Source organism: Paenibacillus sp. GD4 (assembly GCF_030846225.1).
Taxonomy (GTDB): domain Bacteria; phylum Bacillota; class Bacilli; order Paenibacillales; family NBRC-103111; genus Paenibacillus_G; species Paenibacillus_G silviterrae.
The window spans coordinates 4,803,332-4,819,869 of record NZ_JAVCYK010000001.1; the positions used below are offsets into that span (position 1 = coordinate 4,803,332).

Below are 16,538 nucleotides of genomic sequence, written 5' to 3' on the forward strand. Positions count from 1 at the left end.
TGACCGTCATCCGCTCCTGATGCCATAATCTATTTACCATACTTGGCAAAGGGGGCATCGTACTATGGGTCTGCGCTTCGTCATCGACGCTTACCGGCATATGAAAATAAAAAACAAGCTCTCTCTGCTGATCACCTTCAGTATTGCGGCGTCGCTGGCCTTTACGGTGCTGGTGCAGCAGTACGCTTTTTCGATATACGATGAGCAAATCTATGATAAATCCTCTCGGGTGCTCAATCTGTCCTCCTCCGCGATTGAAACGGAGCTCAAGCGGCTGGAGCAGCTGTCCTACAACATCATTGCCGATGAGCAGATTCAGGGCTGGCTCACCTCACTGCGGGATAACCCTTCCGAGTATGACCGGCTGATTATACGCCAGTTTTTGATCGACCGCTTATTCAGCTATACGGGCTCCGAGCAGTATTTATACTCCATCCAGATCATCGATTCCCGAGGGACGGAACATGAAGGCGGTAACATTCTGAAATTCGATCCGGAAAAAAAGCGGGACATGATGGAGATCGCTTCGAACGCCCAGGGGGAAAACCGCTGGATTTATCCGGACAAACAGGACCCGGCATTAATCTCAGCCCGATCGATCCGTTCGTTTCATAAGAGCAATTTCGATCTGGACTATTTAGGAACGCTGCTCATTCGCATCAATGTGGATAAAATCGTACGGGATCTTGCTTCCGAGGATGGGGACTTGATGCTCGTTTCGGGCAGCAATGTGATTTTTCCAAGAACGCCTGCCTTTGATGCCGCTCAATTGGCGGGGACGATGGCTTCAGGCAAACGTTACATGATCGATCAAATCGACGGAGAACAATACTTTATTGCCCAAATCCGTTCTCCCCACACGGGCTGGACCTACCTTAACATTACGCCGTTCAACCAAATCTTCAACCAGATTGTATTTATTAAGGAATTGGTCATCTTTGTATACATTGGTATATTTCTCGTTGTGATTATCCTGGGTGTCCGCCTTGCCTACAGCTTGACCCGGCCGATCTACGATCTGATGGGACGCATGAAGCTGGCGGAGAAGGGGAATTTCGAGGAAGCCAATCTGCTTTCTCCGGGCGACAAGATGTCCAAGGACGAAATCGGCCTGCTGCAGCGGAGCTTCCGCTTCATGATCGAACGGATTAATTTGCTGATCAAAGAGAATTACGCGAATCGCCTTTTGGTCAAAGAAACCGAATTTAAAGCGCTTCAGTCTCAGATCAACCCCCATTTTCTGTACAATACGCTGGAATCCATCAATTGGATGGCCAAGGTAAACCGACAGGCCAAAATTTCGGAAATGGTGGAGGCTCTTGCCTTTTTGTTACGTAACGCAGTGGATTTGAAGAAGCCGATCATCACACTGGGCGAGGAGCTGGATATCGTGCGAAGCTATGTGACGATCCAGCAGACACGATTCGAGGAACGGCTTGTCTTTCGCATGGATGTTCCTGAACCGCTGCTGGGTACGCCGATCCCTAAACTGACCTTACAGCCGCTGCTGGAGAATGCGATCCATTACGCTTTGGAGCCGACGATTGAGCCGTGTGAGATTTCAATCACAGGCTGGGAATCCGATGGAACGGTGTTTCTGGCCGTCGAGGATACCGGTCCCGGAGTACCTCGGGACATCCTGAATAAAATTCGAAACGGGGAAGTCCGAACGAAGGGCACCGGCATCGGTCTGCTCAATATTGACGAGCGGATCAAGATCACCTTCGGCGAAGCCTATGGCGTCCAAGCGGACGAGAACGCCGAACGCGGGGCCCGCATGATGATCGCACTGCCGCGAGAAACGGAGGAGTTCAAAGATGTATAAGATCATGCTCGTAGATGATGAAAGAATCATTCTAGACGGGATTTCGCAGATGGTGGATTGGGCATCTCTGCAAACCGAGCTGGTCGGGACGGCGAGAAACGGAGTAGAAGCCTACGAGCGTATTAAGGAAAGCGCTCCCGACATTGTCATCAGCGACATTCGGATGCCGGGGATGGATGGGCTCGAGCTGGTGGAGCGTGTGAATGCTACCCATCCTCATGTCCGTTTCGTGCTCTTGTCCGGCTTCGGCGAATTTGATTATGCGAGCCGGGCGATGCAGTACGGAGTCCGGCATTACTTGCTGAAGCCGACCAACGAGGAGAAAATCGGCGAAGCGCTTAAGGAGATTGTGGCGGAGCTCGAACAGGAGAAGAGCAAGGAATCCTTCGTGCAGAGCATGCGGGAGGAGCTGAACAAGGTGATGCCGCATGTGAAAGAGCAGTTTCTGAAGGAGTTTGTGACCAACAAAACGTATGGAAACCTGGACTGGGACTACTATCGCAGCCTCTTCCGGCTCGACTTCGATTACCGGGTTCGATTGCTGCTGTTCCAGCTGGAGGGCAGCTTCGAGTTTGAGCATCTGTTTGCAATTAAGAACATTGCCCAGGATTTGCTTGATAACCCGCTGCTCACTACAACGATAGGCGACCACGTGCTCATCGTGCTTGAGGATACGGGGGAAGCGGACCGGCTTCAGGAGCGAATCTATGAGGTGCGCGAAATTTTCCAGAAGTATTATAAAATGGACGCCACCATCGCACTGAGTGAGCCGAATCATATTACCAAGGCGAGAAGCTTGTACAAGGAAACGCTGCAGCTGCTGAATTACCGGTTTTATTTGGGCGAAGGAAGCTTAATAACCCGAAAGGACACGGCCGTGTCGCAAACGGCTGCCGTCAAGGAGCTGGTCTTCGATGAGGAGCGGCTTACGATGACGGTGAAATCCGGGCATAAGGAAGAAGCGGCGGCGGTATTAGACGAGCTGATCCAAGGGTTAAAGGATGCGCAGCTCGACATCAACGTGACGAAGTCGTACGTCATCCAGCAATTCGTCTCTCTGGTAAGACAGTGCGACCCGGAAGAAATGAACGATTACTTTAAGAAGATTCCCCTCATTGTGGAAATGAATACGCTGCAATCGATTCAAGCGTTCCTGGAAGATGCGGTGGCCCAAATGACGGCCAAATTTTATGACCAGAACAAGGTCAAAATCAGCGCCATCGTCCGCAAAGTCATCGATATTATCGACGGGCAGCTTGGCAATTCCGAGCTTTCTCTCAATTGGGTCGCTCATGAGATGTTATATATGAATGCCGATTATTTAGGCAAGCTATTCAAGAAGGAAACGGGAGAGAAGTTCTCCAATTACGTCATGAAGACGAGAATCAAGAAAGCGACGGAGCTGATTTCGCAGGAGGCGGACATTAAGATTTTCGAGCTGGCCGAACGGTTGGGGTTTGGGGATAATCCGCAATATTTCAGCCAGGTTTTCAAGAAATACACCGGTTCGACACCATCCGAATATATGAAGTCCTCGGAAACCTCTGCTTTTTAAACAAAAGCATCGGTAATTTGAATTCACCTTACCTCCTATTGAACGGATAATAAGAGATGTAACGCTAACCTGCAACAAACCAATAGGGGAGGAATACAGATGAGAAAAGCGCTAGCAACGGTTCTGTCGGCGGCAATGCTTCTTACGGCATGCGGCGGTGCAGCTGACACGAAGAGCTCCGGTTCCGGTACAAGCGGGGGCACGGCTCCGGCAGCAGAAGGAAAGAAGGAGCCGGTAACCCTTCGGGTAGCCTGGTGGGGAGGACAATCCCGTCACGACTATACGCTGAAAGTGATCGAGCTGTACAAGCAGAAAAACCCGCACGTAAAAATCGAAACCGAATACGCGGCGTTCGACGACTACTGGAAGAAGCTTGCTCCACAGGCTGCGGCCAACGGACTTCCTGACGTATTCCAGATGGATGTCTCTTACCTTTCGCAGTACGGGGAAAGAAATCAGCTCGAGGATTTGGAGCCATATACCAAGAACGGTCTCATTAATGTAAAAGACATCAGCGAAAACAACCTGTCCGGCGGTAAGATCGGCGGCAAGCTGGTAGCGATGAACCTGGGGTCGAACGTGCTGGGCTCCACCATTGATCCTCAAATGCTGAAGGACGCGGGAGTTACGCTGAAGCAGGACTGGACGTTCGCGGATTGGGAAGAGGTAGCTTCCAAGCTGAAGGCCAAAGGCAAAATGATCGCAGCCGATCTTCGTCATGACGTATACTTCCCGTTCTATCTGAGAGGACAAGGGCAGAAGATGTATGCAGCGGACGGCGCCTCCCTGGGCTACACCGATGACAAGCCGTTCATTGATTTCTACACCATGTACCAAAAATGGTATGACGCCGGCTATCTGCTTCCATTAGACAAGCTTGCCCAGAAGAAGGGTACGCCGGAGGACGATGAGATGGTTATGGGGAATTCCGCTTCCTCCAACGGCTGGTCGAACCAGTACATTCTGGCGGCCAACGCAGCGAAGCGTCCGCTCGAGATTCATCCGGTACCGGGCTGGAGCCAGAATAAGGCGCTGTACCTGAAGCCGAGCATGTACTTCTCCATCGCCAAATCGTCCAAGGTGAAGGAAGAAGCAGCGAAGTTCGTGGATTTCTTCCTGAACGATATTGAAGCGAACAAGATCATCAAGGGCGAGCGCGGCGTACCGGTTTCGTCCAAGGTGAAGGACGCGCTCATGCCGGATCTTACGCCGGAGCAGAAGAAGGTATTCGAATATGTCGCTTGGGCGGAGAAGAACAGCTCCCAGATGGATCCTCCGAATCCGGTGGGCGCAGTAGAGGTAGATAAGCTCCTCAAGGATACGGTAGAGCAAATTCTGTACAAGAAGCTGTCTGTACAGGACGCTGCGGCGAAATTCCGCAAGGATGCCAATGCGATTTTGGCCAAAAACAAGAAATAAGCTGTCTTAAGGGAGCCAGGCTTCGTCAATGACGAGCCTGGCTTTTCTATGCTCAAGCGGGTGGATGCAGACCTCGGTTAATTAAACAAAGACAACGGTTTTTTGCCTTCATGACGCGGACGATCCTTACTATAATTACCTTATAGCACAGCAATGTAGATAAAATTTTCGTTTAGGGGTTGAAGCTATCATGTCGAAGCTGCGGGATCACGACAACCTGGTCGGGTATATCTTTGCATCGCCGTTCATACTCGGGTTTCTGATATTCACCATGTACCCGATCTTTTCATCGCTCTATTATTCGTTTACGGACTACAATCTGTTCGAGGCGCCCAGGTGGATCGGCCTTGATAATTACGAGAAAATGTTCACCGGGGACGATAAATATTGGAAGTCCGTTCAGGTTACCTTCACTTACGTGCTCGGCAGCGTTCCGCTGCGTCTGGCCTTCGCGCTGGCGGTCGCCATGCTGCTGAACAAAGCAATGATGGGCATCGGGCTGTATCGCTCCTCGTACTACCTGCCGTCTCTTATCGGGGGCAGCGTCGCGGTTGCCATCATGTGGACCCAAGTGTTCGGGGACAAAGGCTTGCTTAACTCCGCTCTGGCTCTGATAGGCATTCATACAAGCACCTCTTGGATCGGCAGTCCCGATACCGCGCTTTGGACGCTCATTGCTCTATCGGTATGGCAGTTCGGCTCTTCGATGTTAATCTTCCTTGCCGGGCTCAAAAACATCCCGCAATCGTATTACGAGGCGGCCAGTGTGGACGGCGCGAACCGGGTGCATCAATTTTTCAAAATTACGCTTCCGCTGCTCAGTCCGATCATTCTGTTTAATCTGATCATGCAGACGATCTCGGCCTTCATGACGTTCACTCCGGCTTATATTATTTCCCGGGGCGAAGGCGGACCACTGGATAATACGCTGCTCTATTCCTTGTATTTGTATCGCCGGGCGTTCCAATTCTACGAAATGGGTTATGCGTCCGCCATGGCGTGGGTGATGCTGATCCTTATCGGACTCATCGCGCTGCTGCTGTTCCAAACCTCCAAGTATTGGGTTCATTACGAAGCGAAAGGGGATCGTTAAGATGGCTGTCAGCAAACCAATCAACACATCGGCGGCACCGGGCGTATCGGTTCCCCGCAGCTCCATCGGCAAAAAGCTCAAGCCGTTTCTGTACCACCTCATCGTAGGCGGACTTGCGCTGATCATGATTTATCCGATTCTTTGGCTCATTTCGAGCTCCTTAAAGCCGAACGATGAAATCTTCACGACGGCATACAACCTCATTCCAAGCCGAATCGCTTGGGAGAATTACCAGACCGGCTGGAAGGGCTTCGCGGGGAATACGTTCGCGACCTTCTTCAAAAACTCGCTTTATATCGTTATTGTTTCCACGATCGGCGCTGTGGCCAGCTCGGCCCTTGTAGCTTATGCGTTCGCCCGGATTCCGTTCGCCGGGAAAAATTTCTGGTTTGCCTGCATGATGATGACCATGATGCTGCCGCATGACGTAACGATCATCCCGCAGTATGTCATGTTCGCCAAAATGAACTGGCTCTCTTCCTTTAAGCCGGTCATCGTTCCGCAGTTTTTCGCCGTACCGTTCTTCATCTTCCTGATCATGCAGTTCATCCGGACTATACCCGCGGAGCTGGACGAAGCGGCGAAGATGGATGGCTGCAGCAAGTACACGATCTTCTTCCGGGTCATCGTTCCGCTGATCGCTCCGGCGCTGATCACTTCTACCATCTTCTCGTTCTACTGGAGATGGGACGATTTTATCAACCCGCTGCTTTATTTGAACAAACCGGAGCTGTACCCGGTCTCGCTTGCCCTCAAGCTCTTCCTTGACGGAGAATCCCTGAACAACTGGGGCGGCATGTTCGCTATGGCAACCTTATCGCTTGTTCCCATTTTTATCGTATTCTTCGTATTCCAGCGTTATATTGTAGAGGGTATTAGCACCAGCGGTTTGAAAGGATAATCAGCATGAGAGGAGATGTACCGGAAATGCCGAAGCTAGTGTTTGACGAAGATGTAATCAAAAGTACGATCGACCGAGTTGTGGACCGAACGTTCCGTATGGATTTCAGCTGGGACTGGCCGGGCGGTGTCGCCTTCTACGGGGTTTGTGAGGCTTATGCCGCCACAGGGAAAGAAGAGTATTTGACAAAGCTGAAGGCATGGGTCGACGAAAATATGGAGGACGGTCTGCCGAAGCTATCGGTTAACGCCGTATCGATCGGTCATTCGCTCCTGACCCTTTACGAAGTGTATAAGGAAGAGAAGTATCTCGATACGGTAAAGGAAATGGCGGAATTTTTGACGAACGAGGCAGAGCGCTTCGGGGACGGCATCTTCCAGCATACTGTCAACTCCGAGTCCTATAACTTCCCGGAGCAGGCATGGGTGGATACGATGTTTATGGCCGGCTACTTCCTCCTGAGGGTAGGGGCGCTGCTGAAGCGGGACGACTACTTCGAGGACGGCCTGAAGCAGTACCACGGCCATGAGAATTGTCTGCAGGATTCGGTGACGAATCTGTACTACCACGGCTGGGACAACCTGGCGCAGAATAACATGTCCGCCATTCATTGGGCGAGAGGCAACTCCTGGGCGGCGCTGACGATGGCTCGCGCGCTGAACCTAGTGCCGGTAACCCACCCGTCGTTTATGCTTAACGACGGCAGCCTTCGCGACCAGCTTAGCGCGCTGGTGCGCTTGCAGCATGAGTCGGGCTTGTGGCACACCATTGTCGATGATCCAACCGCTCCATTGGAGACATCGGGCTCGGCCGGCATTGCCACGGCGCTGATGACGCGCGGACGCATTTACAATAAGTATACTCAGCGCTCGATCGACGGCATTTTGGCCCGCATTACCGAGGACGGCACCGTTACCGGGGTTTCGGCAGGCACGGCTGTCATGAATGACGCTGCAGGCTACAAAGGTGTGCCGGATAAGCGCATTCAAGGCTGGGGACAAGGCTTGACGCTGGTTTTCCTTGCCGAGGTGCTGAATTCGAAGAAAAATTTGTTCGGTAACGGCTGCTAAGGCAGCGTTATAAGAAAATCCCGCTACCTTCGATGAAGTTCGAGGGGGCGGGATTTTTGCGTATTTTAGTGTATATGCGGGAGGGTTTCTGTAACGTTATGGAATCACCTTAATGTAGCAAACATGAGTTCAGCTGCGACTGTAGGGCGAAAAAATAACGTTACAGGGCGTCCGGTGCCGATCACGGCCCGGAAACACACGCTGTAACGTTATGAAATCACCTTAATGTACTAAATATGAGTTCAACTGGGCCCTGTAAAGTGAGAAAATCACGTTACAGACCGCCATCGAACTGAATCACCTTATACTCGAAACGGCCCAGCTCCAGCTTGCCAGCCGGGTAGCGCTCCTGCGTAACCGGATCGAAGCCGTCCTTCGGAAGCGTAACGCTGCCGCCCGCGCCGTCCATGTTCACGACGACCCAAACGTCGTAGCCGTCTCCACGGCGAGGCGCCACGATCGTGCCTTTCGTCACATCGGAGCGTACGGTCACTCCGGCCTCCTCTGCATAATGAGTGATGAGGCTTCGAAGCAGCAGGTCGCCCGCCTCACCGGCAGGCATCGAGCCGAGCATGACGATTTTGCCTTGGCCATGGCGTTTCTCGGTAATAAAGCTCAGCCCCGGCGTTACGCCGGCGACGACAGTGCCTACCACCTCGGCCTCCTTAGGCTCGAAGACGGCGCTCCACAGCGAGAGCGGGGCGGTTACCCCAAAGGCGCTTCCCATCGCACCGCCAATGGAGCCGCCTGAGGTGTTGTCCAAGGCGCCGTTTAAGGAGCCGCTGCCGTCCATAGGGAACGTGTACAGCGTTTCCACGCCTGCTACGGCCTCCAGCTTCCCGAGCGCCGCCGTCGTCTGGATGGTGTGCTCCTCCGTACGTCCCCCGGTCAGCGGTCCGACTACCCACACGCCGCCATTCGCGACGAATGCAGTCGCACGTTCCAGAAGCTCGTCGGAGAGGTAAGGCAGGAACGGCGTAAAGAGCAGCTTGTAGCCTTCCAGGCTCGCTCCCTCCGGAATGAGATCCCGATGAACGCCCGTATGAAGAATTTGCTCGTAGAAGTGAGTGACCAGCCCGCGATGATTCATTTTCCGGTGCGGCTCCGTACGTAAGAACGCCTTGGAACGATCGGAGTAGGTCATGGCTACCTCCGCCTGCCGAGGGCGAGTAGCCAGCATGGTTGGCTCGATTCTCTGCCGGGCTTCCTCCACCTCAAGCACATTGGCATAGCCGACGGTCGGCTTGCCCCAGGCGCTGAGAACCGATCCGTGCGGCTGCTCACAGCCGGCGCGCTGCTGTCTCCACAGCCAGTAGCAGAACGCTTCTGCGCCTAAAGCATAAGCGGCCACAGCCTCGGCCCTCAAGTAGCCGTTCGGATGAGGGGCGGCGTAGCTTTCAAGCGAAGCGGCGTGGGAGGGACTCGTCTCCATAATCCAATAATCGCGGCCTCGCTTAAAATTTCTCCACAGATCGTTATTAATCAGATAAGCAGGGAAATTATTAAAGGTTGCATACGTATCGAACGACGCGAAATCCAGCTCGCGGAATAACCGTTCGTTATCTACGCTGAAGGCGACGCTGCTGTTATGGGTAATCGGGGCATCGGAGTACTGCCGGATAATCGCGGCCTGCTCGTCCGAGAACTGGGCGATCTTCTCATAAGAGAACAGCTGGTACATCGTCTTCAAGGAAGAGTTGTGAAGGAACGGAGTAGGACCCGGCTGCGGCACTTGATCGAAGCTCAAGTAATACTCGCTCCAGATGTCCGTGCCCCATGCTTCGTTCAGCTTCTCGATCGTGCCGTAGCGCTCTTCCAGCCATGCATGCCATTGGGTCAGGCAAGTGGCGCACATACATTCGGAAACGTGAGCCTTAAATTCGTTGTCGATCTGCCAGCCGATGAGACCGGGCAAGCATCCGACCGCCTTGGCAATATGCTCTGTAATCATCGCCGCTTTCTGACGGAAATAAGGCTGGTTCGTACAAGCGTGCTGACGTGAGCCGTGCCCCATGACCTGGAGCTGATCGTTCACATACATGCGTTCGGGATGACCATGCGAGAACCAGATCGGCGGCGTCGGTGTCGGGGTGCACATAACAGTCTCAATGCCGTTTTCGTACAAGCGCTCGATGATTTTCACAAAAAAGCTGATATCGATGTTTCCTTCCGTGGGCTCCATACGCGACCAGGCAAATTCGCCGATCCGCATGACGTTCATTCCGGTTTGTTTCATGAGCTCGATGTCCTGCTTCAGAACCGCTTCGTCCCAAAGCTCAGGATACCACGCGGCTCCATGATATAGTTTGCTTGCCAACCTTATCACCTTTTTCTTCATTAATAATTTAACTATATTCGGTTTCCCGGATGGGGACAATAGTAGCTTTTTGCGCGCATTTTACCCGTTATTACTCTAGTTTTGCCGGGTTTGCACTATTTTGAAAGGGGGTGCAAAGTCCGGTAAATCCCGCATTTTCAAGAATTTCCGATTGGCGGAAAGCCGGGGAGAGGAGATAATCAGCTTACACCGGTTGCTACGCGATAAATTATTTTGGAGGTGCAGGGGATGAAGCAAACGGCTGCTCCCAGCTCAATCGAGCATTTACAGAAAAATAAAACCGAAACTTCCAGCCGGACAAGTGTCCTGGGGCGGCTGCGGAAGGATAAATGGCTGTACTTGCTGTTACTGCCGGGCCTATTATATTTCATCATTTTTAAATACGTGCCGATGTGGGGCGTACTGCTCGCTTTTAAAAACTATCAGCCGTTTTTAGGATTTTGGAAAAGCGAATGGGTCGGCCTCGAACATTTTCGGGTATTTTTCGGCAATCCTGAATTTTTCATGCTGCTGCGCAATACGCTGCTGCTTTCGTTCTACAACCTGCTGTTCTTTTTCCCGGCGCCGATCATTCTTGCGCTTCTATTAAATGAAGTCAGGGTGGCATTCTACAAAAGGACGATTCAGACGTTAGTGTATGTACCGCACTTTATTTCTATGGTTATCGTAGCCAGTTTAACTTATGTGTTTCTGACAACAGAGGGCGGACTGATTAACGAGCTTCTGATGAAGTATGCCGGGGCGAAAATCGAATTTCTTGCCAGTCCCGACTGGTTCCGGCCGATGATCATCATTCAGACGATCTGGAAGGAATGCGGCTTTGGTACGATCATCTTCCTGGCAGCGCTTGCCGGTGTGGATGTCGAGCAATATGAAGCGGCGATCATGGACGGAGCCAACCGTTGGAGACAAACGTGGCACATTACGCTGCCGTCCATCCGCAGCACTATTATCATTCTGCTTATTCTCCGAATGGGCGATGTCCTCGACAACGGCTTCGAGCAAATCTTCCTGATGCTCAATCCGCTCAATCGGGAGGTTGCGGAGGTATTCGATACGTACGTATATATGATGGGTATCACGCAAGGGGCGTTCAGCTATAGTACGGCGGTCGGATTGTTTAAAGCGGTTGTAGGCATCATCCTGGTGATGGGCTCAAACTGGCTGGCGAAGCGTTTCGGGCAAGCAAGCATTTATTAATGGAACAAAGGAGGTAACAGCATGGGCAAAAGATACAGAACGATCGGCGGAACGATCTTTGACTTATCCAACTATTTGCTGCTTGGGCTTGTCGGGATCGTCTCCGTTCTCCCTTTCATATATGTGATCGCCGGCTCCTTCGCCTCGGATGCGGAGCTGACCAAGAGGGCCGTGTTCCTGATTCCGGAAACGTTCACTACGTCCGCTTATGAATTTATTTTCTCCACGGACACCATCATCAAAAGTATTTGGGTTTCGGTTTATGTAACGGTGGTAGGTACGTTAGTCAATCTGTTCTTCACCGTGTCGATGGCTTATGCGTTATCGAAGAGAAATTTGATGGGCCGCAATACGGTGCTGAATCTCATTATTTTCTCGATGCTGTTCGGTGGAGGCTTGATTCCAACCTATCTGGTCGTTCGTGAGCTGCATCTGCTGGACACGTACTGGGCGTTAATGATTCCCGGCGCCATCAGCGCATTTAACCTGATCATCGTGAAAAACTTCTTTCAGGAGCTCCCTCCGGAGCTGGAGGAGGCGGCCAAAATCGACGGCTGCTCAGAGCTTGGGCTGCTGTGGAAAATCGTCCTGCCGTTATCGATGCCGGTGCTGGCCACCTTCACCTTGTTTTATGCGGTCGGTCATTGGAACAACTTCTTCTCGGCGCTGCTCTACATCAATGACCCTTCCAAATGGCCTCTGCAGGTTATGCTGAGACAGATCGTACTGCTGTCGCAGGCTGCGGCAGGCGACATCAACTCGATGGACCCAAGCTTCGTGAAGCCGCCGGAGCAATCCATCAAGATGGCGGTTATCGTTGTAGGCACCATTCCTATTTTGCTCGTCTATCCGTTCCTGCAAAAGCATTTTGCCAAAGGGGTCTTGATCGGCTCGGTCAAGGGGTAATACGGATTACGATATATAGTAAGAATATAAGGGAGGCAAAAGAAAATGAAGAAAAACACGAAAAAATGGATTTCCATGGCGGCAGTCGGTACGGTTGCCATGACAAGTGTCATCGGCTGCAGCACAGGGAAGGAGGCGGCACCTTCCGGGAATGCAGGAGCTGCTAACGGACAATCCGCCCAAAGCCAGGCTCCGCTAGACCTGTCGATCATGATTCCGATTTTCAAAACGAACTATCCGAAGGACGACGGCCCGGTTACTACCGAGATCGAGAAAAAAACGAATACTAACATCCATCTCGAGTGGGTGCCGAACTCCTCTTATACCGATAAGTTTAACATTACTCTTGCTTCCGGCAAGCTGCCTCATATCATTTATGTCGGGGACGTGAAAAATCCAAGCTTCGTCAATGCGGCGAAATCCGGGGCGTTCTGGGAAGTGGGACCTTATCTGAAGGACTTCCCGAATCTCAGCAAAGCCAATCCGGTCATCATGAATAACTCTTCCATTGACGGCAAAAACTACGGGATTTACCGCGGTCGCGCCTTGGGCCGAAACGGTATCAACTACCGTAAGGATTGGTTGGAAGCGGTCGGCATGCAGCCGCCAAAAACGATCGACGACTTCTACAACATGTTGAAAGCGTTTAAAGAAAAGGATCCAGATAAGAACGGCAAGGATGACACCTACGGCATGGTGCTCGTGAAGTGGACCGGTCAATGGGCCAGCGGCTTCGATACGATCAAGCTTTGGTTCGGAGCGCCGAACAAGTGGGGCATCAAGGACGGGAAAATGGTGCCGGAGCATCAAACGGCCGAGTATCTTGAAGCGTTGAAATTCATGAAGAAGCTGTATGACGAAAAACTGATCAACCAGGATTTTGCCGTGTTTGATTCGGCGAAATGGAACGATCCGGTTGTCAACGGTCAGGCAGGGGTGATCGTAGACGTAACCGATAATGCGGCGCGTTTGGACGATAAAATCCATCAGCTGCTGCAGAAGGAAGGCAAGGATAAGCCGGACGTCCACTACGTCGACAATATGATCGGCGTTACGGGCAAGCACGGACTGAAAGCATTGCCAACCTCAGGCTTCGCCGGAATGCTGGCGATTCCGAAGTCGACCGTGAAGACAGAAGAAGAATTGAAGCGCGTGCTGAAATTCATCGATCAAATGAACGAACCGGAACTGCAAACCTTGGCAGGCTACGGCATCGAAGGCAAGCATTATACGAAGGACGGGGACGCGGTAGTGCCTTCCAAGGATGCGGCGCTGCTTGAGGCCGAAGTAGAAGGCTTGAACCAAATGCTGACGTTTATTCCGGAAGACCGCGGCCTCAAGGTAAAGCAAACTCCGCTTCGTCTGCAAACGACCAAGATTCAGAAGGAAGCAGAGCAGTACATCGTTGCGAACCCTGCGGAGCCTTTCATCTCGAAGGTTTACTCGCAGAAGGGTCAACAGCTGGATAATATCATCAACGACGCGCGCATCAAATTCATTGTAGGCCAAATCGATGAGGCAGCCTTGAACGCAGCCTTCGACACCTGGAAGAAATCCGGCGGGGACGATCTGGTGAAGGAAATGAACGAGCTCTACGCCGCTACTGCGAAGAAGTAAGCCGCTTAGGAAGGACTGTTCCGCCTGTTACTTGAAGAGAAGTTTCACTTCAGGGACGGCAGGACGGTCCTTTTTTTCCATCATCAGGTCGAATATAATAAGGAAGTCGGAAAAGTAAAGAAAGGAGTCGGAATATTCACTTGCAGGAGCCGTTCTGACGTAATACGCTATGAAGAAGCTTCCTGACAAGTAATTCTCGAATCGGATGGTGACATCATGCGCTTTTATAAGAAGAGTCTGATCATGATCTTTATCGTCTCCGGAATCCCCGGGCTCATCCTGGGGGCATTCGTTTATTGGATGGCCGGCGGGCGAGTGGAGAAGGAGCTCTTGCAGCTTCATCATCAGCAGATCGAGCAGAGATCGCACAATATCGACGACCAGCTGGGCAACCTGGAAATGCTGCTGTCCCATTGGGCCTTCGATAACAAATTCGACTACAGCTTAAACGGCTATGATTTTGTTAAAAACTTCGACAGAACGCAGGACATTACCAAGACACTGATCGTGATGCAAGGCTCCAATTCCATGGTGAAGCGGGCGGAGCTCTATGTCGGCGGCAAGCAGCCTGTCTTGTTTTATCCCGAATATACGGGAGTGGACCCGCAGAAGGCCGCAGCTGTGTACGAGCCGTTGATTCAAGGAAAAAATGTGACGTATTGGACGCAGTGGGCATTTGATCCGAGTCGTCCGGAGAGCAAGGACCTGGCTCTCGTTCACCAGGTTCCCGGCGGAAGCCTTCAGCCCTTCGGTGCGTTGATTTTCCGTTTTGACGAGCAGAAGGTCGCGAATATGCTCCAAACGATGTCGCCTTATCACGATGGGGAGACGTTCTTATTGCAAAGCTCGGGTGATTTATTCGTATCCGGCACAGGAAGCGCTTCCAGCTCTCCTCTGGTTACGGCATTGCGTGAGAAAATACAGACGGCGGGTTCGGGTAAAGGATCCTTCGTCTTTACATGGAAAGATACGACATACACGGTGTCCTACGGAAATTTGTCCCGAATAGCCGCTGATTGGACCTTTGTATCCGCTTCTCCGATTACGAGCATCACATCGCCGGTGGTCTTTATATCCAAGCTCATTATTTCTTTAAGTCTTATGGCGCTGCTTATTGCAGGACTTTTGGCTTGGCTCGCTTCACGTCGAATATATTCACCGGTGAAGCGGCTGGTAACTTTGCTTGGCGGGAATGCCGTTGCCGTCGGGGCGGAGGATGAATTCACGCTCATGGAGAAGCAGTGGGAACATCTGCGTAGGGAGAGCCTGGAGCTGAACACGAAGCTCTCGGAGCAGCTTCCCCATGTAAAGGAGAGCTTCCTGCATCAGCTGCTGCAGGGATACCTTTCGGCTTATTCGGAAGAGGATCTGCTGCGCCGAATGGAGCGATTTAAGTGGGATGTGCGGAATCGCCGATATATCGTTGTTTATGTACAACTGCTTGGAATTACGAGCGTCGAAGGGAAGTTTCGCGACGGTGATGAGGGCCTTGTGACCTTCGCTGCGGTCAACATGATCGGAGAGCTCGCCTCCGAATATTTCGAGCAGAGCGATACGATCAACTTCCACGATTTGACGGCCGGGCTGCTGCTCATGGTGGAAGAAGAGGATGATTACCGTGAAAGATTGCAGGGCTTCTGCGAGCAATTAACGGATTACATTAACAAAATATTGAAAATGCGGGTCGCCATGGCGATCAGCCGCACCGTGCCTCACATCTCGGAGGTGCCTCTCGCCTTCGAGCAGGCGAAGCATTCCGTCAGCTATCGCAGCTATGAGAATGTGAATCAGCTGATCGATTTGCAGGAGGACGGTCGGGAAGATAATGAGACGGAGATCCTTCCTTATCCGTTCAACCTGGAGCGTGAGCTGATTCAGGCGCTTCGTACGGGAAGGGAAGAGGAAGCCTATGAGCTGCTGGATGACTTCCTTCGTGCCCTTTCCGGCAAGGGGGCCAAGGAAATTGACGTTCAGCAAGGGATGCTGCATCTATTAGGGAGCATTCAGCATGCCATTATGGTATCGGGCATCCAGCCGAGCCGATTATTCAAGGGCGCGAATCTGTACGAGCAGTTATCCCAGATTCGTGAGCCGAAGCAAATTCTGGAATGGTTCCACGAGAAGGTCGTCGCTCCATTCCTGAGAGAGCTGACCGGCCGTTCCGACGCTCAGGTGAAGCGGATTATCGAGCAGGCGATGATCTATTTGCAGGAAAATTATCAGCAGGACATCTCGCTCGACAACTGCGCGGATCATATCGGTACGAATCCGTTCTTTCTGAGCAAGTCGTTTAAGCAGGTGACCGGAAAAAACTTTATCGATTATTTGACGGAGCTGCGCATTGAGAAGGCGAAGCAGCTGCTGCGGGAATCGGAGTTGAAGATCAATGACGTCGCCGGGATGGTAGGCTATCAGCACAGCTATTTCAACCGGATCTTTAAGAAGCTGGAAGGTATGACACCGACGCGTTACCGGGAGCTGAGCCGGAATTCTTGATCGTCAAGGATATGCAAAGCGGTAAAAAAAGTCCAAACGGCATCGTTTCCTCAAACAATAAAGTCCCATTGAAGGCAAAGCGGCTGCTTCCTACAATGGGACTATGATTGGGAAGGAG

At 51.9% G+C, this 16,538-nt stretch carries 11 protein-coding genes; 10 read left to right on the forward strand and 1 reads right to left on the reverse strand.

All coding sequences use genetic code 11. The features are described from left to right. Positions 1-64: 64 nt before the first annotated feature. The 6 genes from RAC89_RS22705 (at position 65) to RAC89_RS22730 (ending at position 7,863) form a co-directional block, all read left to right on the forward strand. Complete coding sequence (locus tag RAC89_RS22705; RefSeq protein WP_306615887.1) at positions 65-1,825, forward strand: cache domain-containing sensor histidine kinase; 1,761 nt, start codon at positions 65-67, stop codon at positions 1,823-1,825. Next, positions 1,818-3,380 carry a response regulator transcription factor gene (locus RAC89_RS22710; RefSeq protein WP_306615888.1) on the forward strand — a complete coding sequence of 521 codons (1,563 nt, stop codon included), beginning with the start codon at positions 1,818-1,820 and terminating at the stop codon, positions 3,378-3,380. The genes RAC89_RS22705 and RAC89_RS22710 overlap by 8 nt, the downstream gene beginning before the upstream one ends. Before the next feature lie 99 nt (positions 3,381-3,479). Beyond that, on the forward strand, positions 3,480-4,799 hold the full coding sequence (locus RAC89_RS22715; RefSeq protein ID WP_306615889.1) for an ABC transporter substrate-binding protein: 1,320 nt from the start codon (positions 3,480-3,482) through the stop codon (positions 4,797-4,799). 190 nt (positions 4,800-4,989) lie between these two features. Then, complete coding sequence (locus RAC89_RS22720) at positions 4,990-5,892, forward strand: carbohydrate ABC transporter permease (RefSeq protein WP_284638957.1); 903 nt, start codon at positions 4,990-4,992, stop codon at positions 5,890-5,892. Between the two features lie 124 nt (positions 5,893-6,016). Beyond that, positions 6,017-6,793 (forward strand): carbohydrate ABC transporter permease, encoded by a 777-nt coding sequence (locus RAC89_RS22725; RefSeq protein WP_306616169.1) that lies wholly within the window; start codon positions 6,017-6,019, stop codon positions 6,791-6,793. A gap of 26 nt (positions 6,794-6,819) precedes the next feature. After that, a complete protein-coding gene (locus RAC89_RS22730; RefSeq protein ID WP_306615890.1) occupies positions 6,820-7,863 on the forward strand; it encodes a glycoside hydrolase family 88/105 protein in 1,044 nt (347 codons plus the stop codon). A gap of 274 nt (positions 7,864-8,137) precedes the next feature. On the opposite strand, the gene RAC89_RS22735 is transcribed toward RAC89_RS22730, so the two are convergent. Further along, complete coding sequence (locus tag RAC89_RS22735; protein ID WP_306615891.1) at positions 8,138-10,180, reverse strand: beta-galactosidase; 2,043 nt, start codon at positions 10,178-10,180, stop codon at positions 8,138-8,140. 249 nt (positions 10,181-10,429) lie between these two features. Between RAC89_RS22735 and RAC89_RS22740 the strand changes: the two genes are divergently transcribed. The 4 genes from RAC89_RS22740 to RAC89_RS22755 all read left to right on the forward strand — a co-directional run bounded on the left by RAC89_RS22740 (position 10,430) and on the right by RAC89_RS22755 (position 16,420). Continuing rightward, positions 10,430-11,401 carry an ABC transporter permease gene (locus RAC89_RS22740; RefSeq protein WP_306615892.1) on the forward strand — a complete coding sequence of 324 codons (972 nt, stop codon included), beginning with the start codon at positions 10,430-10,432 and terminating at the stop codon, positions 11,399-11,401. 21 nt (positions 11,402-11,422) lie between these two features. Then, entirely contained in the window at positions 11,423-12,307 is an 885-nt protein-coding gene (locus RAC89_RS22745; RefSeq protein WP_306615893.1) for a carbohydrate ABC transporter permease, read from the forward strand. 45 nt (positions 12,308-12,352) lie between these two features. Beyond that, positions 12,353-13,924 (forward strand): extracellular solute-binding protein, encoded by a 1,572-nt coding sequence (locus RAC89_RS22750; protein ID WP_306615894.1) that lies wholly within the window; start codon positions 12,353-12,355, stop codon positions 13,922-13,924. A gap of 216 nt (positions 13,925-14,140) precedes the next feature. Then, positions 14,141-16,420: a helix-turn-helix domain-containing protein gene (locus tag RAC89_RS22755; RefSeq protein ID WP_306615895.1), complete on the forward strand. Its 2,280-nt coding sequence runs from the start codon at positions 14,141-14,143 to the stop codon at positions 16,418-16,420. Positions 16,421-16,538: the final 118 nt, after the last annotated feature.